This is a genomic window from Methylotuvimicrobium sp. KM2, assembly GCF_038051925.1.
GTDB lineage: Bacteria > Pseudomonadota > Gammaproteobacteria > Methylococcales > Methylomonadaceae > Methylotuvimicrobium.
On sequence record NZ_CP150634.1, the window covers coordinates 4,125,384 to 4,146,907 of the forward strand.

The following is a 21,524-nucleotide window of genomic DNA, read 5'->3' on the forward strand; positions in this document are numbered from 1 at the left end:
GAAAAACATTTCAGTTCGGATAGTTGTTTTAATGCATTTGAATAAAACTTAATTATTTAATTAAAATATTAAAAAATTTGACTAAAAAAATGATTTTGGCAAACAATGGCGCGCTATGGAAACTAACTTAGGATTTGGCCATAAATAACATTTCTATTTCTTATGACAGGATCTTCAGGAGCTTGGGACGAGCAGTTTTTTGCTCTCGCAAAACGTGCACTAACCCAGCATCTAAGCTACATAGCCCATTGGCTTATGACCAACTATCTTGGATAATTAAGGCGCTAGGCCTGTAAAGCGAGCAACAGAACCTAATTAAAACACATAGACCTTAAGTTGCTTGCCACGAAATCCTTTATGACGAAACTTAAATCGACTAAGTTCAACCGGTAATTTCACACACGCAGAATCAATACAGCAACTTTAAACGATTTCCATAGCCTAATGGCCTGACTTACCAAGCTAAAAAACCACATTCGCTCTGACCTCTAAATTTAAAACGATGACACTTCTTGCCGTAGGGATAAATTACAACACCGCCCCCGTTTCTATCCGAGAACGGCTAGCTTACCCTGCCGAAATATTGGATTCATCACTCAAAGACTTATGGCGTTTAAAGGATATATCCGAAGCCGCTATTCTATCGACCTGCAACCGAACGGAATTTTATTGCGAATCATCCAACGAAAATAAACACATTTTAATCGATTGGGTCGCTCAAACCCGTAACATTAAGCCTAACGATTTAACCCCCTATCTTTACACCTACAACGATAACCAGTTAATTCGGCATATGTTTCGAGTTGCATGCGGCTTGGACTCCATGGTCCTCGGCGAACCACAAATATTAGGTCAAATGAAAGCCGCTTATCAAGCCGCTAATGAAGCGGGCACCTTGGGCAAATATTTAGGTAAGCTCTTTCAGCACACCTTTTCCGCGGCCAAAAAAGTCAGAACCGATACCGCCATTGGATCGAGCCCGGTTTCAGTAGCCTTCGCCGCCGTGCAACTGGCACAACAAATCTTCGACAAATTAAGCGAACAAACCGCGATTCTAATCGGCGCGGGCGAAACCATCGAATTGACGGCACGGCATTTAGTCCAACATGGCATCGGACGCATCATCATCGCCAATCGAACCTATGATAAAGCGCACGCCTTGGCGACGCGCTTTAACGGTTATGCCATTTCGCTATCGGAATTACCGATGCACTTGGCCGAAGCCGATATCGTCGTTTCATCGACAGCAAGCTCACTGCCGATTTTAGGGAAGGGCCGAGTAGAAAGTGCCATCAAAAAGCGCAAACACAAGCCAATGTTCATGGTCGACTTGGCAGTTCCGCGCGACATAGAATCAGAAGTCGAACAACTGAACGACGTCTATCTCTATACGGTCGACGACCTCAAAAACACAATCGACCAAAACATGGATAACCGGCGCAAGGCTGCGGAACAAGCCGAAGAAATCATCGATACCCAAGTCGAACATTTTCTGTCCTGGCTGCGTTCGCAAGGTGCGTTAACCACGATCAAAGACTACCGCATTCAGGCCGAGCAAATTCGCGACGAAGCGTTACGCAAGACATTAAATCAATTACAAAGCGGCATTTCCGCCGAAGAAGCGCTGCAGAGGCTCGCTCACACATTAACCAATAGACTGATCCATACCCCCAGCGCGCAAATCCGCGAAGCAGGCGCCAATGAAAGACACGATCTGATTGCCGCGGCCCGCGAAATTTTCAAATTGAACAACACACAATGAAGCCATCCATAGAGCACAAATTAGCCAACCTAAGCGAACGATTCGATGAAATTACCGCCTTATTGGCCGAACCCGAAGTACAAGCCAATCAGAATAAATTCCGCTCATTGAGCCAAGAATACGCTCAAATCAACCCGATTGTCACATGCTATAAACGCTATCTCGATACCGCCGAAAATCTAGCCGGGGCGCAAGAAATGGCAAAAGACCCGGACCCTGATCTGCGCGAAATGGCCCGCGAGGAAATACTCGCCGCAGAAAAACAACAAGAGGTCATCGAGCAAGAACTGCAGATTTTATTATTGCCGAGAGATCCTAACGACAACAGAAACATTTTCCTGGAAATCCGCGCCGGGACCGGCGGCGATGAAGCGGCGATATTTTCAGGCGATCTCGCGCGCATGTATCAGCGCTATGCCGAGAAAAAAGGCTGGAAGACCGAGATTATCAATGAAAACGAAGGCGAACATGGCGGCTATAAGGAAATTATCCTGCGCGTAACCGGCCAAGATGTCTATTCTCAACTCAAATTCGAATCGGGAGCGCATCGAGTTCAACGCGTCCCGGAAACCGAGTCCCAGGGGCGCATCCATACTTCGGCTTGCACCGTTGCAGTCATGCCCGAAGTCGAGGAAATCGATGCTATCGACATTAATCCCGCAGACCTTCGTATCGATACGTATCGTTCGTCCGGCGCGGGCGGTCAACATGTCAACAAAACGGACTCGGCAATCCGCATCACTCATCTTCCGAGCGGCATCGTCGTCGAATGCCAGGACGAACGTTCACAACACAAAAACCGTGCCCGAGCTATGTCGTTATTGCAATCGCGCCTATTATCGGCCGAACAAGAAAAACATCAAGCCGAGCAACAGGCGAATCGCAAACTTCAAGTCGGCAGCGGCGACCGCTCCGAGCGGATTCGCACCTACAATTACCCGCAGGGGCGCATGACCGACCACCGAATCAATCTGACGCTGTATAAACTTGACGAGATCATGGAAGGCGGACTCGATCATGTCATCGAGCCGTTAATTAACGAGCATCAAGCTGAACTATTGACGCAATTGGGCGAAAATTAAACCGATGCCCACCGTTCAATCGGCATTGGCACACGCGGCCCAAAGCTTGAGTTTCGTTTCCGAATCGCCCTTACTCGACGCCGAAATTCTGCTCTGCCTCGCGCTCGATAAAGACCGCTCTCATCTGCGCGCATGGCCGGATAAAAAGCTATTACCCGAACAAAACAGCCATTTCGAAGCACTGCTGCAAAAGCGCGTTTCCGGCATGCCGATCGCATACATCACCGGCAACCGCGAATTCTGGTCGCGTGATTTCGAAGTTAACCGCGACGTGCTGATTCCAAGACCCGACACCGAACTACTAATCGAACTGGCCTTGCAACGGATACCGGAACGGCAACCTTACCGACTGATCGATTTAGGCACCGGCTCCGGCATCATAGGCATTACCCTGGCCGCCGAGCGCCCCGATAGTGAAGTCATTGCCACCGACTTCAGCACTAACGCGCTGACAATCGCCCGCCGAAATGCCCAGAGACACAATGTTCGGAACATCCAATTTTTGCAAAGCGATTGGTTTGGGACGATAAGCGACTCGGCGTTGTTCAACCTTGTCGTCAGCAACCCGCCCTATGTCGCCGATAACGACCCGCACTTAACCGAGGGTGATGTCAGATTCGAACCCATATCCGCGTTGATTGCGGACAATCACGGCCTGAGTGATATCGAGCGCATCGCGACCGCCGCCAGGCGACATTTGCTTCCTCAAGGTCATTTATTGATCGAACACGGCTACAATCAACAAGATCAAGTCCAGGCTATCTTCAGCCAATTGAATTACCGTAATATCGTCACTTATCCCGATCTTTCAGGACATCCTCGGGTCACCTATGGACAATGGCGCTCGTAGCGATTAAATTTAAACCCTCCACACGCCGACAGCGAATCACGATGCAAATTTCAGAAATTCATATTCCCCGAAAAATCACCAATCAACTGCTGCATCTCGCGCAATTGTCGCCCGAGGCCGAGATCTGCGGACTGATCGGAAGCTTGCACGGCATTCCGAACCATTGCTACCCGGTCGACAATAGCGCCGATACCCCTGAAAACCGGTTTTTATTGGATCCCAAACAGCAAATCGCGGCAATGGCGCAAATTCGCGAAAAAGGCGAGGAATTGTTCGCGATTTATCACTCCCACCCGACAGCGCCGGCCTTTCCTTCAAAAACCGATTTGGAAATGGCAAGCTATCCTAAAGCACTCAATTTGATCATTTCGCTGAACACGAAAGGCGTACTGGAAATGCGCGGCTTCCGAATCGCCGAACAAAAGGCCGAGGAAGTCCCGTTGATTTTGGGCTAATGCTTGGTTTTGGCGCAACATAACCGCTCCTCAGCTATCGCCGCCAAAGCGTAAGCCCTCATAAATATCACCGATATCGGCGACCCAATCGATCGATGCAAAAAAGACGGCCTGGCCTTGCTGAAACAACTGCAAATCCCATTGTTCATCGCGCCGGTAGCATTCGACACGCTGCGTATCCTGGGCGATCAACACATACTCTTCGAGACTAGTTAATTTCCGGTAGTGATGAACTTTCTCGGCGCGATCGTAACGCTCGGTTGCGTCGGAGAGTATCTCGACGATCAATTTCGGCTGAGTGTTGAAATGTTCATGGGTATCGTCAGCCGAACAGGTGACATGCAGATCGGGATAGAAAAAATAATCGTCCGCTTCGGTTTGCACCCGGACCTTCATTTCGCTTGAATGGACTCGGCAAGGCGTTCCTCGCAAATGTGCATGTACATGAGCGATCAGGTTCATTGCGATCGTGTCATGCGCACGCTTAACGCCGACCATCGCATAAACTTCCCCCCCGACATACTCATGCTTGATGTCACTGAGCAATTCGCCTTGCAAATAATCCTCGACGCTGATTTTCGGCTTTTCTGTTAATACCATATAAACCGCGCCTATTCCGTTGGATGGGCCGGAATTCCGCCCATCCATAAACCTAGAAAAAGCATTTCACCATGAAGATCATGAAGAATAGGATGTTAATTCAATAACTTATTACGCGTTTGAATAGAGCTTTCGTTCACCAAAAGGGTTAGCGATAAGATTTGGGTAATTTCTTGAAATCCCTCATGAACTTCATGTGCTTCATGGTTGAACTGCCGAATTTAGGATAAATCTTACCTTTTCAACTTAGTCTTCAAAATCTTATTGACCTCGGCCGGATTCGCCTTCCCTTGCATTTCCTTCATGACTTGGCCGACAAAAAAGCCGAAGACTTTATCCTTACCGCCGAGATATTGTTCGACTTGACCAGGATTGTCGGCGATGATTTTATCGATGATCGCCTCGATCGCACCGGTATCGGTGATTTGCTTTAAACCTTGACTTTCGATGATTTGATCTGCCGTTTCTTGGCCTTGCCACATCGCCTCGAAGACTTGTTTTGCGATTTTGCCCGAAATCGTGTCATCGGCGATACGTTTCAGCAAGCCCGCCAAACGCTCGGCATCGACCGGGCATTGACCGATTTCCAAACCGGCCTTGTTCAGAGCGCCGAGCACGTCGCCGGTCACCCAATTTGTACAAATCTTCGCTTCGCCGCCGGATGCATCGACCAACGCTTCGTAGTAATCGGCTAATTGTCTTGACGAAGTCAGCGTAGCCGCACTCTCATCGTCCTGACCGTATTGCTCGATAAAACGCCGTTTCTTCGCATCGGGCAATTCCGGTAAAGTGGCGCGCACTTCGTCTTTGAAGGCTTCGGTAATCTCGACCGGCAATAAATCGGGGTCGGGAAAATAACGATAGTCGTTCGCCTCTTCTTTGCCTCGCATCGAGCGGGTTTCATCTTTGTTCGCGTCGTAAAGCCGCGTTTCCTGAACGACCTTGCCGCCGCTTTCGATCAGGTCGATCTGACGTTCGATTTCGTGATTAATCGCTTTTTCAACGAAGCGGAACGAGTTGATGTTTTTGATCTCGGCGCGCGTGCCGAATTCCGCCTGACCTCTCGGACGCACCGAAACATTTGCGTCGCAACGGAACGAACCTTCTTGCATGTTGCCGTCGCAGATTTCCAGATAGCGCACCAGTTCGTGCAGCTTGCGCATATAGGCGACCGCTTCTTTCGCCGAACGCATGTCGGGTTCCGAAACGATTTCCAGCAATGGCGTGCCGGCACGATTCAAATCGATGCCGGTTAGGCCGTGAAAATCCTCATGCAAGGATTTTCCGGCATCTTCCTCTAAATGCGCTCGCGTCACGCCGACGCGTTTCGTTGCCCCATCGACGTCGATATCCAGGTGCCCATTGCCGACGATCGGCAACTCGAACTGACTGATCTGATAACCTTTCGGCAGGTCCGGATAAAAATAATTTTTGCGCGCGAAGACCGAGTAAGACGCGATTTCCGCTTCGATCGCGAGACCGAATTTGACGGCCATGCGCACGGCCTCTTGATTCAACACCGGCAACACGCCGGGCAAGCCTAAATCGACCGCGCAAGCCTGTGTGTTCGGTTCGGCGCCGTAGGCTATCGATGCGCCTGAAAAAATTTTGGATTTTGTCGCGAGTTGTGCATGAATTTCCAACCCGATGACGACTTCCCATTGTGAATTCATTGCTTGTTCCTTATTGATTTATTCGGCAAAAACTTCGGCCAAATCGATTTTTAGTTCGGGAAAAAGATAGGGCTGTGCCGATTCGTCGCCTGCATAGAGGGCGTGGAGCCGATAGGCTTCGCCATCCCGGTCCAACACAAATTGCTGCACGGCGCGTTCATACGGAAACACCAACCAGTATTCGCCGACGCCGCTTTCCTGATACAGATCGTATTTGAAGCGAAGCTCCTTCTTATTATTGCCCGGAGAAAGCACTTCGATGATCCAATCGGGCGCGCCGTCGCAGCCTTGTTCGGTCAATTTGTTTTTATCGCAAATCACGCACAAATCGGGCTGTACGACACTAAAAACTTCGCGGTCGCTCAATTTCGATTTGCGGCGATCGTAAAGCTTGACGTCGAACGGGGCCGAGAAGACTTCGCAGCGTTTATCTGCCATATAATTAACGATCGGCTTGAAAAGATTGCGAGAAATCCGCTGATGCTTGACATTCGGCGCCGGCGACATCGTAAAGATCTTGCCCTTGATCAACTCGACCGTTTGATCCAAACGCCACGTCAAATAATCGGCGTAGCTGTAACTCCCGTTCATATCCAATTGAGACAATTCGGTAACCTTGGCCATATCCAACCTCTTATTCGAACCCTTTCGGCACCTGTTTGTGCCAGTCAGTATTCATCTGATAGCGATGAGCTACATTCAACAACCGGTCCTCGGCAAAATAATTCCCGATGATTTGCAAACCAACCGGTTTATTGTCAACGAAACCGGCCGGAATCGACATGGCCGGAAGACCTGCCAGATTGACCGCGATTGTATAAATATCGGACAAATACATTTGAATCGGGTCGCCGGTTTTTTCGCCGAGACCGAACGCCACCGTCGGCGATACCGGACCCATCAGCACATCGACCTCGGCCAATGCGCTTTTGAAATCGTCAGTGATCAAACGCCTGACTTTTTGAGCTTTTAAATAATAGGCATCGTAATAACCGGCCGACAAAGCATAGGTTCCGATCAAGATGCGACGCTTGACTTCCTTGCCAAATGCCTCGCCGCGCGAGCGCGTGTATAGGTCGGTCAAATCGGCCGGATTGTCGCAACGGTAGCCGAAACGAACGCCGTCGAAACGCGATAGATTCGCCGAGCATTCGGCCGGCGCAATCACATAATAAGCCGGAATCGCGTGTTTCAGATTCGGCATCGAGACTTCTTTGACCTCGGCACCCAATTTGCGATATTCATTGACGGCTGTTTCGATGACTGCTGCAATTTCGCCGTTCAACCCTTCGCCGAAAAATTCTTTCGGCAGACCGATTTTCAAACCGCTTAACGGCTGATTCAGGCCGGCCGAATAATCGGGAACCGGTATATCGACGCTAGTCGAATCCTTCTCGTCGAAACCGGCCATCGCTTGCAGCATGATCGCCGCATCCTCGGCAGTACGCGTCATCGGACCGCCTTGATCGAGGCTCGAGGCATAGGCAATCATGCCATATCGGGACACGCGCCCGTAAGTCGGCTTCAAACCGGTAATACCGCAGAAAGCCGCCGGTTGACGTATCGAACCACCGGTATCCGAACCTGTCGCACCTGCCGTGAGTCCTGCGGCAACCGCCGCGGCCGACCCGCCCGAAGAACCGCCCGGAACGCACGAAACATTCCAAGGGTTCTGGACCGAACCATAAAAACTGGTTTCGTTCGACGAGCCCATTGCAAATTCATCCATATTCGATTTACCGAGCATCACTGCGCCGGCGGCATTAAGTTTTTCGACGACAGTGGCATTGTACGGCGAAATGAAATTATCGAGCATCTTCGAACCGCAAGACGTTTTTACACCATCTGTGCAGAAAATATCTTTTTGCGCAACCGGTATTCCGGTTAATAAATCGGCCGTTCCTGCAGCCAACCGTTTATCCGCGGCTTCGGCTTGGGCAAGCGCCTGCTCGGCCGTCACAGTAATATATGTATTGAGCGCCGAAAACTGCCGAATCCGCTCTAAATAGTCTTGCGTCAACTCCACGCTGGAAAATTCGCCGGAACGCAAGCCTTTAGCTAGTTCGGCGATGGTTTTATTATTCATAGCCTTTCCCCATCCTTCATTCGATCACCTTAGGGACTAAATACAATCCCGCTTCGACTTGAGGTGCAATCGCTTGAAATTTTTCTCTCATATTCGTTTCGGTTACCCGATCCGGTCTCAACCTCTGGCCTTGCTCCATCGGATGCGCCATGGGCGCAACTCCCTCGGTATTTAATTGGCTCATTTGCGTAACCAAATCGAGTATCCCCGATAAATCATGCGCATAAGTATCGACATCTTGGATATCGACGCCCAACCTTGCTAAATGCGCGATTTTATTTACATCGTCGGTCGTTAAAGACATTTTACAACTCCATTAATCATTAATCCGAAAACATGACTATTCGCAACTCAAAATCCGAGCGTTTCATAATTTTTTGGGTAGCTATTCAGCATGAGCTTGCTATTTTTGGTTTCGAGCATTGATTGCTAAGAATTCGGTCATAAATAACTTTCCCATTATTTAATGCAAAGTAAGCGTAACTATTCAGTCCCCCGGAAATTATCGTTCCCACGCTCTGCATGGGAACGCCTGAGTACCGCTCCAGCGGTACGAGACGCTAGAGCGTCTCGGTCTTCATTCCCACGCCGGAGCGTGGGAACGATAGGGGGTGTGAATAATTACAAGTAAGCACGCTAGATTGCTCGGTTGACATCTCTCGGCGGCAGGGCAGATTTTTGCTCCTGCAAAATCTGCATTCACGCCATCCATGCCGTTTGCAGATTTTTGCTCCTGCAAAATCTGCATTCACCCAACAACTAAATTATCTATACAATCAATCATGGCCAATAGACTATGGAACTTAGGTGCTGAGTTTACGAGGTCCTGCAAGCGAATTACCGAACCTGCTACAAAACTCATAATTACAGTAACGTTCATGTAGGTCTGGCCATCGCCCCGGCAAATGAAAGTTCTCTGGTGGCGGAGGGTGCGGTCACTCGCCCGACAGGACGCCGTGAACCCAGCACCTAAATTACGCAAGATAGTTAGCATAGCCAAAGGGCTATGGAATTTAGGTGCTGGGTGAATACGTCCATGTAGGCTCGACGGCGGCTGTCGATCGAGCCACCGCCCCCTCTCCGGAACCGGCATTTTCTCTGCCGAGCTTCTTATATCGAAAAATTAGATAAAGAACCAAAATCTACGAACTTTCACAGTAAGTTATTTTCACGAATTCCTAAAGACGCGTGACTGAAACGTCATATCCACGCTGCCTTAAAAATCAACTCTCGACTTATCGCTCCCCTTGCAGGGAAAAGCGTTTAATTACAAAGCGGCGAAAGGCGAAAAATGAAACGGCATTTTAAATTGCGTTAAGTATAATACTTTATATCTTGCTCAATTACCCGCTTGATTGATAAAGTAATACAATTTATTCGCTCAGGATACAGGTTAATAAATGTTCAAACGAATACGCGGCCTTTTTTCCAACGATCTCTCGATAGATTTAGGAACCGCCAACACTTTGATTTACGTTCCGGGAAAAGGAATCGTATTAAACGAGCCTTCGGTTGTGGCCATCAAGGAAGACAAAATTCGCGGAGCTAAAACCATCGCGGCAGTAGGTATGGAGGCCAAAATGATGTTAGGCCGAACTCCCGGCAACATCACCGCGATTCGTCCTTTAAAAGATGGCGTGATTGCTGATTTCGCCGTAACCGAACGCATGCTGCGGTATTTCATCGAGAAGGTTCACGAAAATAAACTCCTACGCCCTAGCCCTCGTATCCTGATTTGCGTCCCATGCGGCTCCACTCAAGTAGAACGCCGAGCGATTCGAGAGTCCGCCTCGATGGCCGGCGCCCGTGAAGTGTATTTAATCGAGGAACCTATGTCGGCTGCGGTCGGAGCAGGACTCCCCGTCGATGAAGCCCAAGGTTCGATGGTGCTCGATATAGGCGGAGGTACATCGGAAGTCGCCGTCATCTCATTGAACGGTATTGTCTATTCGGCATCGGTACGAATCGGAGGCGATCGTTTCGATGAGGCGATCATCAATTATGTCCGCCGTAATTACGGCACACTGATCGGCGAGGCCACAGCCGAACGCATCAAACATGAAATTGGGGCGGCTTACCCGGGTAGCGAAGTCAAAGAAATTGAAGTTAAAGGGCGCAATCTCGCCGAAGGCGTACCGCGCAGCTTTTCATTAAACAGTAATGAAATTCTGGAAGCACTTCAAGACCCTTTGTCCGGCATCGTCGGTTCTGTTAAAGTCGCACTGGAACAGACTCCGCCGGAGCTCGGCGCCGATGTCGCGAACCGAGGTATCGTTCTGACCGGCGGCGGCGCACTACTTAAAGATATCGATCGTTTGATCGCAGAGGAAACCGGACTACCGGTTTATATCGCCGACGACCCTCTAACCTGCGTGGCTCGAGGCGGTGGAATCGTTTTGGAAATGCTGGATAAAAAGGGCCCTAGCGCATTTTCGCTAGAATAACTTCAACCGAAAACAATAACTCGCCACGCCGATTGACTCGGCAGAATCGAAGCTTTGAATAGCTTAGGATTTGGTCGTAAATAACTTCCTTATTTTATGGAGGGCTCGGTTGCTCGATTGGCAGACCCAGCGAGTTACCGAAACCTCAACACAACTCATAGTTCCAGGACATTATAATCACGAAATCCTTACTAAATCAATTTCCACGGATAGAATGTCGATTCGAATGATACACAATCGAACTATCCAAATAATATTCTGTCCGTATATCGGATATACATCGAGCGATCATGCTTGTAGCTTTTATGGCAATGCTATCGACCAAAAGAGCTCGTCAGAAACCCGCAAACATGACCGCGCGAAATATCTTTGCCTATACGGTTCATTTTCGAGGTAATCGTTATTAATCCTTTATTTGCCACCGGCCCTTCGATTAATACGCGACTGCTGGTGGCAGTAGTGGCTTCAATCGCGCTTCTGGTCGCTGAACGCAAAAGCTCGCAACTGGACAAACTTCGCAGCGTGCTATCAATGATTACCTATCCGATTCAATCGATTACAGACTGGCCTCTACATCACTCAAAAGAAACCGTAGAATCGATAAAATCACTTTATAGTTTAAATGAAGAAAATGAACGGCTACGCCAAGAACAATTGATTTACAAATCCCAATTGCTTAAATATGAAGCCCTGGAGAAAGAAAATATCCGGCTAAGGGCATTGCTGGAAAAATCCTTTAAACTGGGCGAACAGGTACTGGTGGCTGAGTTATTATCCGTTAACCTAGCACCTTTCGAACATGTCGTCGTCGTTGATAAAGGAACACGATTCGGCGTGCATGCTCAGCAAGCGGTTTTGGATGCATATGGCGTGGTCGGCCAAGTATACCGCGCGCTTCCGCTTAACTCAGAGATCATGTTAATTACCGATCCCGGCCATGCAATTCCAGTACAGATCAATCGCAACGGCTTACGTACGATCGCAGTCGGCAGCGGGCGAATCAATAGGCTAATATTGCCTTATTTAGCAAACAACGCCGACATCAAGGAAGGCGATCTGCTGATTAGTTCAGGCCTAGGCGGTATTTTTCCGCAAGGCTATCCGGTTGCTGTAGTCGAAAAAATAATCCCCCAGCCTAACAAACCTTTTGCCGAAATATACGCAACACCAAAGGCACAATTAAATCGAAGCCGGGAATTGTTAATCGTATGGAAAAGCGAAGCACCTATCCCGCTGGAAACTCATGAATCAGAACAAGCGGACGAAAACCATGCCGAAGAATAATGCTTTCGGCTACGGTCGCTATCTTCTCTCGATTATTTTTGCCATGTGCCTGAATATCGCCGCCTGGCCTCAACCCTTGGCGCAATTCAATCCCAATTGGATATTACTCGTGGTTATTTACTGGGTACTGGCCGCGCCCGACCGAGTCGGCATATTTAGCGCTTGGACCATTGGCTTACTGACTGATGTATTAACCGGTAGAATGCTGGGTTTAAATGCGCTCACCAACTCACTGGTAGCCTTCCTGTGCTTGAGGCTACACAAGCGACTCAGACAATACCCGATTCTGCAACAAGGACTATTTATCTTTTTTTGCCTACTCGTATCTCAATTTTTGATATTCTGGATCACTGATAGCCAAACTATCGCACGCGCTTCTTACACTTTTTGGTTACCTGTACTAACCGGCACCTTTTTCTGGCCCTTAGTCTTTTTTTCTTTGCGTGCAATACGACTATACCGACGCATTCGTTGAATCGTTTGTCTCATGCCTCGCACCTACACCATAAAAAACCCGGCGGAGGAAAACCGCATTTTTACTGGGCGCGCGTTTGTCGCGCTAATCTTCATTCTACTGCTATCGACCGGCTTAATCGTTCGCTTGGTTTATTTGCAGATTGTCGGTCACGAACATTACGCGACCCTAGCTAAAAACAACCATATTAAAATATCGCCGCTGCCACCGACCCGCGGCATCATCTTCGACCGAAAAGGTAGAGTGTTGGCCGATAATGTTCCAACATACAGCCTTGAACTAATCCCCGAACAAATCAAAGATCTCGACGACACACTCGCTCGATTACAAGAATTACTGGACATTCCCGAAGATAAAATCGAGCAGTACCAAAAATTGCGCAAACGCGAAAAACGCTTTACCAGCACACCGCTATTGCTGCGCATGTCCGAGGAAGAAATCGCCAAATTCGCTGCAGTTAGACCTTATTTTCCGGGCGTCGATATTCATGCTCGCCTGGTCAGACACTATCCCTACGACATTCTAACCTCGCATGTCATCGGTTATGTTGGGCGTATCAACGAAAATGAATTAAAAAGACTCCCTGTCTCCGAATATCGCGGCACCCACCATGTCGGCAAAGTTGGAATCGAGTTAGCTTATGAGACCGAACTACACGGCAAGGCCGGCTATGCCGAAATAGAAACCAACGCGCAATCCCGAGCGATCAGCACTTTAAAAACAGTCGACCCGACTGCGGGCTCGAACCTACATCTAACCCTCGATATCGATCTACAAAAGACCGCTTATGATGCTCTCGATATTTATAACGGGGCGGTCGTGGCGATCGAGATAAAAACCGGCGGCGTCTTGGTTTTTACAAGTCGCCCCGGCTTCGATCCGAACCCGTTCGTCTACGGAATCGACAGCAAATCTTATAAAGAACTGCAAACCTCGGATGCCCAACCGATGTTCAATCGGGCGCTAAGAGGACAATACCCGCCCGGCTCAACGATCAAGCCTTTCATGGCATTGGCCGGGCTTGAATATCAAGTGACTCACCCAGGCCAAAAAACTTATTGCCCCGGTTATTTTCAACTTCCCAATGTCAAACATAAGTACCGGGATTGGAAAAGAGGCGGCCATGGAACGGTTGACCTGAATCTCGCAATCGTGCAGTCTTGCGACGTGTACTTTTACAGCCTGGCTTTATCGCTCGGCATCGACAATATCCACCGTTTCTTCACGAAGTTCGGCTTCGGAGAAAAATCAGGCATTGACCTAGTCGGCGAACTATCAGGCCTACAGCCCTCTAAACAATGGAAGCGCAAAGCCCGTAATCAATCTTGGTATCCCGGCGAAACGGTTATTACCGGCATCGGCCAAGGCTATACCCAAGTCACGCCGCTGCAATTGGCTCGGGCTACTGCTACGCTGGCCAATAGAGGCAAGGTCGTCCACCCGCACTTAGTGGACTCGTTTACCGAGAATGGCATTCTGAAACCCGCAGAAGCCAAACCGGAAACCACCCTCGCGCTAAATCCCAGAAATATCGACGCGGTCGTCTCCGCGATGATCAATGTCGTCCATAGCGCCAGAGGTACAGCCAGAGTCATCAGCCGCGGCATCGATTATCAAATTGCCGGCAAAACCGGCACGGCCCAGGTCTTTACCGTAAAACAAGAAAAGCGCTATAACGAAAACGAAATCGCTTTTAAACTACGCGACCATGCTTTATTCATGGCATTCGCGCCGGCTCACGACCCACAAATCGCGGTTGCCGTCATTGCCGAAAACGGCGGCCATGGCGGCTCGGTTGCGGCACCGATAGCCGGAAAAATCATTCGTCAATATTTACAGGAACCTAGCGATGAAGACCGAAACGCGCAGTGAACAATTCGTACCGCACTCGCTCCTCGGCAATCTATTGAGAAAACTGCATATCGACATTCCCTTGCTGATATGTTTACTGCTAGTTCTTAGCCTAAGCTTTCTGATTTTGTATAGCGCTAGCGGACAAGATACCGAAATCTTGATCCGTCAGGCCACCCGCATGCTGATTGCCTTTGTCCTGATGATACTGCTTGCGCATATTAATCCTTATCACTTCAAACGCTATTCGACGATTCTATACGGAATCGGCGTAACCTTGCTGGTTGCCGTACTGATCATGGGGCAAATCGGTAAAGGCGCGCAGCGTTGGCTCGATTTAGGCTTCTTTCGCTTTCAACCCTCCGAAATGCTTAAGATTACCGCACCGATGATGATTGCCTGGTATTTATCGGAAAACACATTGCCTCCGAAGTGGAAGCAGATGGGAATCGCCGGCTTGTTGATCCTGATACCGACGCTATTGATTGCGAAGCAACCCGATCTAGGCACCTCGATATTGGTGTTCAGCTCGGGAGCCATGGTCATCTTTTTTGCCGGATTGTCATGGCGATTCATCATCAGCATCGGCACCATCATTGCTTCGCTGACTCCCATCATTTGGCATTTTATGCGCGATTATCAACGCGCCCGGGTTTTGACCTTTCTCGACCCGGAAGCCGACCCCCTCGGTCGCGGCTATCATATCATCCAATCGAAAATAGCCATCGGCTCCGGCGGTATCTACGGCAAGGGTTGGCAAGGCAGCACCCAGGCCCAGCTCGATTTTCTGCCGGAAAGCTCAACCGACTTCATTTTCGCTGTATTTGCCGAAGAATTCGGCCTCTCCGGTTGCCTTGTGTTAATCACGCTTTACATTGTCATTATCAGTCGTTGCCTGTATATTTCAATACAAGCGCAAGACAGTTATAGCCGCTTATTGGCGGGAAGTCTCAGCTTCACCTTTTTTGTCTACGTCTTTGTTAACATAGGCATGGTCATCGGCATATTACCGGTTGTCGGCGTCCCGTTACCGCTGATCAGCTACGGCGGCACCTCGATGGTTACCTTGCTCGCAGGATTCGGCATCCTGATGTCTATCCACACCCACAAAAAATTCTTACCGACTTAACAATGAAGCAAACCTCAACAGCCACTCTAATTGTCTGCGGAGCTCTGATACTGAGCCCCTCCTTCCCTTCTTCGGTGCAAGCGGCCGCACCAGCCTCACAGTCCGAAACATTGCCCGAAAACATGTCGGCATTCATACGCACGATGTCGGCTAAGCACGGCTTCGACAAGAGCAAGCTGAATACATTATTCCGGTCGGTCGAATTGCAACCGCGCATCATTGAGGCCATCACCCGTCCTGCCGAAGCGATGCCCTGGTACAAATACCGGAAAATATTCATGACCGAAGCGCGCATCGAAGGCGGTGTAAAATTTATGCATGATAATGCCGCAGCCTTGGCCGTTACCGAACAAAAATACGGCGTCCCGCCGGAAATCATCACGGCGATCATCGGCGTCGAGACTTCCTACGGTAAAAATACCGGCAGTTACCGGGTCATCGATGCCTTGTCGACATTGGCTTTCAACTACCCGAAACGGAGCCCGTTTTTCACCGGCGAACTTGAAAACTTTTTATTGCTGTGCCGCGAGGAACACATCGATCCGTTACAACCGACGGGATCTTATGCCGGCGCAATGGGCATTCCGCAATTTATGCCGAGCAGTTTTCGCAGCTATGCAGCCGATTTCGAAGGAGACTATCACCGCGATATCTGGAACAATCCGGCCGATGCCATTGCCAGTGTCGGCAATTATTTTTTCAAACATCACTGGCAACGAGACCAACCGGTGGCATTTCGGGCGAGCGCGCAAGGAAACGCTTACCGGCAAGCACTGCAGGGCGATATCAAGCCTGACCGCACTATCTCGCAGTTAAAAGCGTTGCAAGTCAAACCTCAACAAACGCTCACTGCGGATATAAAAGCTAAATTGCTAGCCTTTGAACTCGAACAAGGACAGGAGCTTTGGCTAGGATTGGATAACTTCTATGTTATCACCCGCTACAATCACAGTCCGCTTTACGCAATGGCGGTTTATCAGCTCAGCCGCGCGATTGCCGAACACTCGGAAACACCAAAGATAAGCGCCAGCCTACCGGACAACCCAACTGCTGCTCCTCCCCTTCAGGAAAGCGGTCAACAGGCCGCCATCTATATCCAACTGGGCGCCTTTGGTAATGAGGCCAATGCTCTAGCTTTACGTAAAAAAATCGCCGAACACAGCCTACTGCCGCTACCCAAAATTAAACCCGTTACTCAAAACGGAACGACGCTTCACAAAGTGCAAATCGGTCCGTTAAAATCCGCCGAAGACGCCGAGCGATTAAACGACAAACTGAATGAAATCGGCATCGATCAAACACGGTATATCGTCGAAAGCATCGGAAATTAACTACTCCCTTTTGCTTGAAAAACCGTCGAAGAATAAAAGGTATGGGATATGTCTATCGAGGATCGCCGTTCACCCAGCACCTAAATTATTCAAGGCAATTAACCATGGCCAATGGATCATGGAATTTAGGTGCTGGGTAAACCCATCCATAGGGGCTTGACGGCAGCGCTCCCTGCTGCCGACATCCTCGCTAGCCACAACCCATACCTTCATAAAGTTAACCATTTTTTGAGTATATAGGGAGTAATCACTGTTACAATATGACCTTCTGTTTTTGTATGCCCACACCGCGAATAATGACCTCCTCAAAAGTTTACCTCAGCCTGATTGTTTATCTATTTTTTAGCTTATTGCAAACGGCAAACGCGGCCTCCGATAAAACCGATCCGATCATGATTCCTTCGCCGCCGAGTGTCGCCGCGAGCAGTTATATTTTACTCGATGCCGATAGCGGTAAAGTGCTGGGCGAAAACAATGCCGACGTCAAGCTCCCCCCCGCCAGTCTGACCAAAATCATGGCCGTTTATGTCGTATTCACCGAGTTGAGTAAAGGCCACCTGAGTCTCAGCGAAAATGTCACGGTCAGTCAAAAGGCCTGGCGCACCCCGGGCTCGCGCATGTTCGTCGAAGTCAACAAACAAGTCACGGTCGAAGAGTTGCTCAAAGGCATCATCATTCAATCGGGGAATGACGCGAGCGTCGCACTAGCCGAACATGTCGCCGGAGACGAAGCCACTTTCGCCGAAATGATGAACCAACAAGCCGCCATACTCGGCATGAAAAACAGCCATTTCGTCAATAGCATGGGGCTACACGATGACGACCATTACACAACAGCTCAAGATTTGGCGATATTAACGCGCGCAATGATTCGTGAATTCCCCGATTATTACGCATGGTTTTCGGAAAAAGAATACACCTACAATAAAATCACGCAACGCAATCGCAATAAACTTCTGTGGCGCGATCCCAGCGTCGACGGTGTCAAGACGGGCCATACGGAAGCGGCCGGTTACTGTTTAGTCGCATCGGCGGTTCGTGATGGCATGCGCCTGATCTCTGTAGTCATGGGAACGAAAAGCGAACGCGCCCGCGCCAATGAAAACCAGTCTTTGCTAAATTACGGTTACCGCTTCTATGAAACTCATCGACTGTACAAAGGCAATGAAGCCTTGACTGAGACCCGCATCTGGAAAGGCGCGGATAAAAACTTGGCTTTAGGCCTGGCCGAAGACCTTTATGTCACGATCCCTCGCCGCCATTACGAAGACCTGAAGGCCATCATTAATTTTGAACAAAAAATCATCGCACCGGTCAACCAAGGTGACAATTTAGGCACCGTCAATGTGACGTTGGCCGGCGAACCATTAATTGAAAAGAAACTAATCGCGCTAACTTCCGTAGAAAAAGGCAATTTAATGCGTAACCTTTACGATACTGTTCTCATGCTGGTGAAATAAAAAATGAGTGATAACCCGACAGTTTATTTAAACGGCCAGTATCTCCCGCTCGATCAAGCTAAAATCCCAGTGCTCGACCGCGGCTTTTTATTCGGCGACGGCATTTACGAAGTCATTCCGGCTTATGCCGGACACTTATTCCGCCTCCCGGAACACATCGACCGTCTCGAAGCCAGCCTGAAAAGCATTCGCCTAAATAGCCCTCACAGCCGCGAGCAATGGGCCGGTATTCTAGAGCCGCTACTCGAACCGGGACAGGATCAATACATCTATTTGCAAATCACACGCGGCGTAGCGCCGAAACGTGATCATGCATTCCCCGAGCATATCGAACCAACCGTGTTCGCCATGTGCTCGCCTATCATACCCCTAAGCGGCCGCGACAGCGGCGTCAAAGCCATCACGCTCGACGACACCCGCTGGGCATTATGTCATATCAAGGCCATTACCTTATTAGCCAACATTTTGCTTAGACAAAAAGCGGTAGACCAAGGTTGTACAGAGGCGATATTAGTTAAAGACGGCTACGTGACAGAAGGCGCGGCCAGCAATATTTTCGCAGTCCTCGACGGCATTCTGGTAACGCCGCCGAAAGGCGAAGAAATTTTGCCCGGCATCACCCGCGACGTCATCCTGGAACTCGCCAAGACCAACGACATTCCCTATAGCGAAGATATTATTTCGCTCGAAGCTCTAAAAACCGCCGACGAAATCTGGCTCACCAGTTCGACCCGCGAAATCATTCCGGTCGTCGAACTCGACTCGGAACCTGTCTCGGACGGTAAACCGGGACAGGTTTGGCAAAAAATGCATCAACTTTATCAAGAGTTCAAGAAAGCCCAATCATGAGCGAACAAGAAGATATACTGAAATTCCCCTGCCGCTTTCCAATTAAAGCGATGGGCATGAACAGCATCGAATTAGATATTCATGTCGTCGAAATTATTCGGCGCCATGTCAACGACCTTCACGAAAGCGCAGTCACATCGCGCCCCAGTAAAGGCGGAAAGTACACTTCAGTAACCGTCACCATCACCGCGACCAGCAAACAACAACTAGATGCAATTTATCAAGATTTAACCGACTCGCCGCTCGTATTGATGGCTTTATAGTGACAAACGGATAACGCTTTCCAATGAAGACTTTCCATGAAATACCGTTGACGGCAGTGATAACGAAGAATATCGGCGATAATATGCCCTATCCGAATAATCTGCATCCCATTGCATAAGAATAAAGCGATGTCACTGGCGATCCGCAACCTCGGCCTGCAACCCTACGAAGGGGTTTGGCGCGACATGCAAACGTTCACGCAGCAACGCACCCCCCATACTCCTGACGAACTATGGATCGTCGAACATCCGCCTGTTTATACGCTCGGTTTGAACGGCAAACGCGAACACCTCTTGCAAGTCAGCGATATTCCGGTCGTACAAACCGATCGAGGCGGCCAGATTACCTACCACGGCCCGGGACAACTGGTACTATATACATTACTGGACATCAAGCGCTTGAACCTGGGTATCCGAGCACTGGTCACGACGCTCGAGCAAGCAATCATAGAAACGCTGGCCCAATACGGCATCCGAGCATCATCGCAAGCCGACAAACCCGGCGTTTATGTCGCGAACAAAAAAATCGGATCGATCGGGCTACGGGTAAAAAAAAACTGCAGCTATCACGGTCTGAGCTTGAATAACCACATGGATTTAAAACCGTTCGACCTGATCAACACTTGCGGCTTTGCCGACATGCAAGTCACGCAATTAGCCGACCTCGGCATCGAAATCGAAACTAGCGAACTGGCCGTACCGGTCGCTCACGCCATCACTCAGGCAATATCACGATGACTTTACAAGCCCCCTCACGAAACACGCCGGAGTCGCATCAACGCAACTCCGTCAAACTCTCTCGAATCCCAGTCAAAGTCGAACCGGTTGCAGAACCGCTACGCAAGCCCGATTGGATACGCATTAAAGTCTCGGCGAACGACGAAATTAACCGCATCAAAAAACTATTGCGCGAAAACAATCTGCACACGGTCTGCGAAGAAGCCGCTTGCCCCAACCTTGGCGAATGTTTCAGCCACGGAACTGCGACCTTCATGATCATGGGCGACCTATGCACCCGTCGCTGCCCTTTCTGCGACGTTGCACACGGCAAACCTAAACCGCTCGATCAAAACGAACCGCTACATTTGGCGCAGACGATCAAGTCAATGAAGCTGAAGTATGTCGTGATTACCTCGGTCGACCGCGACGACTTGCGAGACGGCGGCGCCGGACATTTCGCCGATTGTATCGCCGCAATTCGACAAGAAACGCCGGCCACCAAAATTGAAATACTGGTTCCCGATTTTCGCGGCCGCCTCGACAAGGCCGTCGACATACTGAGCAGAGAGCCTTGCGATGTATTCAATCATAACCTGGAAACAGTTCCAAGGCTTTACCGAGAAGCAAGGCCGGGCGCCGATTATCAAGGCTCGCTCGATCTGCTCAAACGTTATCATGAAGTCTGCCCGGAAACACCGACCAAGTCCGGTATAATGTTGGGCCTCGGTGAAACGCACGACGAAGTCGTCGAGGTTATGAAAGATTTAATCGCTCACGGCTGTTCAATGTTGACATTGGGCCAATACCTACCGCCAAGCAAGGATCATCTGCCGGTCAAGCGCTATTGGGCGCCCGAGGAATTCGACGAACTTGCCGAAACGGCTTACGAAATCGGCTTCAAACAAGTCGCCAGCGCACCGCTGGTCCGCTCGTCCTACCACGCCGATCTGCAAGCCAAAGCGGTGGTATCGACAGATTAACAATAAAACCCATCGACCGGAAGTTGTCGATGGGTTTCACTCTGTTCAGCCAATCCTACGCTAAGACCAAAACCCGTTCGTTGGAAACTAACCGAATCTTAAGGAATATGCACAAAATAACCTATACAAGTAGTAGGCTTTGTGGCGGTTTGGTGACTCGCTTGACAGGACGCCGTGTATACGTCCATGTAGGCTTGACGGCGGCTATCCCTGCCGCCGACACCTGTCAA

General features: G+C 49.5%; 20 protein-coding genes. 15 read left to right on the forward strand and 5 right to left on the reverse strand.

Annotated features, from left to right (window positions below):
- The first annotated feature begins 502 nt into the window (after positions 1-502).
- The 4 genes from hemA to WJM45_RS17400 are packed head-to-tail and all read left to right on the forward strand — an operon-like array spanning position 503 to position 4,149.
- Positions 503-1,762, forward strand: a complete 1,260-nt coding sequence (gene hemA / locus WJM45_RS17385; protein ID WP_341326300.1) for a glutamyl-tRNA reductase — start codon at positions 503-505, stop codon at positions 1,760-1,762.
- On the forward strand, positions 1,759-2,844 hold the full coding sequence (gene prfA, locus WJM45_RS17390; protein ID WP_341326301.1) for a peptide chain release factor 1: 1,086 nt from the start codon (positions 1,759-1,761) through the stop codon (positions 2,842-2,844). The genes hemA and prfA overlap by 4 nt, the downstream gene beginning before the upstream one ends.
- Positions 2,845-2,848: 4 nt before the next feature.
- Positions 2,849-3,694, forward strand: a complete 846-nt coding sequence (gene prmC / locus WJM45_RS17395) for a peptide chain release factor N(5)-glutamine methyltransferase (RefSeq protein ID WP_341326302.1) — start codon at positions 2,849-2,851, stop codon at positions 3,692-3,694.
- Positions 3,695-3,735: 41 nt separating this feature from the next.
- Positions 3,736-4,149 carry a M67 family metallopeptidase gene (locus tag WJM45_RS17400; protein ID WP_341326303.1) on the forward strand — a complete coding sequence of 138 codons (414 nt, stop codon included), beginning with the start codon at positions 3,736-3,738 and terminating at the stop codon, positions 4,147-4,149.
- A 30-nt stretch (positions 4,150-4,179) separates the two neighbouring features.
- On the opposite strand, the gene WJM45_RS17405 is transcribed toward WJM45_RS17400, so the two are convergent.
- The 5 genes from WJM45_RS17405 to gatC all read right to left on the reverse strand — a co-directional run bounded on the left by WJM45_RS17405 (position 4,180) and on the right by gatC (position 8,812).
- Positions 4,180-4,749 carry a Uma2 family endonuclease gene (locus WJM45_RS17405; protein ID WP_341326304.1) on the reverse strand — a complete coding sequence of 190 codons (570 nt, stop codon included), beginning with the start codon at positions 4,747-4,749 and terminating at the stop codon, positions 4,180-4,182.
- A gap of 233 nt (positions 4,750-4,982) precedes the next feature.
- Positions 4,983-6,422 (reverse strand): Asp-tRNA(Asn)/Glu-tRNA(Gln) amidotransferase subunit GatB, encoded by a 1,440-nt coding sequence (gatB, locus tag WJM45_RS17410; protein WP_341326305.1) that lies wholly within the window; start codon positions 6,420-6,422, stop codon positions 4,983-4,985.
- Between the two features lie 18 nt (positions 6,423-6,440).
- Entirely contained in the window at positions 6,441-7,046 is a 606-nt protein-coding gene (locus WJM45_RS17415) for a Uma2 family endonuclease (RefSeq protein WP_341326306.1), read from the reverse strand.
- 10 nt (positions 7,047-7,056) lie between these two features.
- Entirely contained in the window at positions 7,057-8,508 is a 1,452-nt protein-coding gene (gatA, locus tag WJM45_RS17420) for an Asp-tRNA(Asn)/Glu-tRNA(Gln) amidotransferase subunit GatA (RefSeq protein ID WP_341326307.1), read from the reverse strand.
- 16 nt (positions 8,509-8,524) lie between these two features.
- Complete coding sequence (gene gatC / locus WJM45_RS17425) at positions 8,525-8,812, reverse strand: Asp-tRNA(Asn)/Glu-tRNA(Gln) amidotransferase subunit GatC (RefSeq protein WP_341326308.1); 288 nt, start codon at positions 8,810-8,812, stop codon at positions 8,525-8,527.
- 1,096 nt (positions 8,813-9,908) lie between these two features.
- On the opposite strand from gatC, the gene WJM45_RS17430 reads away from it, so the two are divergent.
- The 11 genes from WJM45_RS17430 to lipA all read left to right on the forward strand — a co-directional run bounded on the left by WJM45_RS17430 (position 9,909) and on the right by lipA (position 21,294).
- Positions 9,909-10,952 (forward strand): rod shape-determining protein, encoded by a 1,044-nt coding sequence (locus WJM45_RS17430; protein WP_014149802.1) that lies wholly within the window; start codon positions 9,909-9,911, stop codon positions 10,950-10,952.
- A 402-nt stretch (positions 10,953-11,354) separates the two neighbouring features.
- A complete protein-coding gene (gene mreC / locus WJM45_RS17435) occupies positions 11,355-12,236 on the forward strand; it encodes a rod shape-determining protein MreC (RefSeq protein ID WP_341328969.1) in 882 nt (293 codons plus the stop codon).
- Positions 12,223-12,711, forward strand: coding sequence for a rod shape-determining protein MreD (gene mreD, locus WJM45_RS17440; RefSeq protein WP_341326309.1), 489 nt, complete (start codon positions 12,223-12,225; stop codon positions 12,709-12,711). Before mreC ends, mreD begins: the two co-directional genes overlap by 14 nt.
- 12 nt (positions 12,712-12,723) lie before the next feature.
- Positions 12,724-14,583, forward strand: coding sequence for a penicillin-binding protein 2 (gene mrdA / locus WJM45_RS17445; protein WP_341326310.1), 1,860 nt, complete (start codon positions 12,724-12,726; stop codon positions 14,581-14,583).
- Positions 14,561-15,691, forward strand: a complete 1,131-nt coding sequence (gene rodA, locus WJM45_RS17450; RefSeq protein WP_341326311.1) for a rod shape-determining protein RodA — start codon at positions 14,561-14,563, stop codon at positions 15,689-15,691. The genes mrdA and rodA overlap by 23 nt, the downstream gene beginning before the upstream one ends.
- Before the next feature lie 2 nt (positions 15,692-15,693).
- Positions 15,694-17,022: a lytic murein transglycosylase B gene (mltB, locus tag WJM45_RS17455; RefSeq protein ID WP_341326312.1), complete on the forward strand. Its 1,329-nt coding sequence runs from the start codon at positions 15,694-15,696 to the stop codon at positions 17,020-17,022.
- Between the two features lie 296 nt (positions 17,023-17,318).
- On the forward strand, positions 17,319-18,482 hold the full coding sequence (locus tag WJM45_RS17460; protein WP_341326313.1) for a D-alanyl-D-alanine carboxypeptidase family protein: 1,164 nt from the start codon (positions 17,319-17,321) through the stop codon (positions 18,480-18,482).
- 3 nt (positions 18,483-18,485) lie between these two features.
- Positions 18,486-19,331: a D-amino acid aminotransferase gene (locus WJM45_RS17465; protein WP_341326314.1), complete on the forward strand. Its 846-nt coding sequence runs from the start codon at positions 18,486-18,488 to the stop codon at positions 19,329-19,331.
- A complete protein-coding gene (locus WJM45_RS17470) occupies positions 19,328-19,594 on the forward strand; it encodes a DUF493 domain-containing protein (protein ID WP_341326315.1) in 267 nt (88 codons plus the stop codon). The genes WJM45_RS17465 and WJM45_RS17470 overlap by 4 nt, the downstream gene beginning before the upstream one ends.
- Positions 19,595-19,723: 129 nt before the next feature.
- Positions 19,724-20,332, forward strand: a complete 609-nt coding sequence (gene lipB, locus WJM45_RS17475; protein WP_341326316.1) for a lipoyl(octanoyl) transferase LipB — start codon at positions 19,724-19,726, stop codon at positions 20,330-20,332.
- Positions 20,329-21,294 carry a lipoyl synthase gene (gene lipA / locus WJM45_RS17480; RefSeq protein WP_341326317.1) on the forward strand — a complete coding sequence of 322 codons (966 nt, stop codon included), beginning with the start codon at positions 20,329-20,331 and terminating at the stop codon, positions 21,292-21,294. The genes lipB and lipA overlap by 4 nt, the downstream gene beginning before the upstream one ends.
- Positions 21,295-21,524 lie beyond the last annotated feature (230 nt).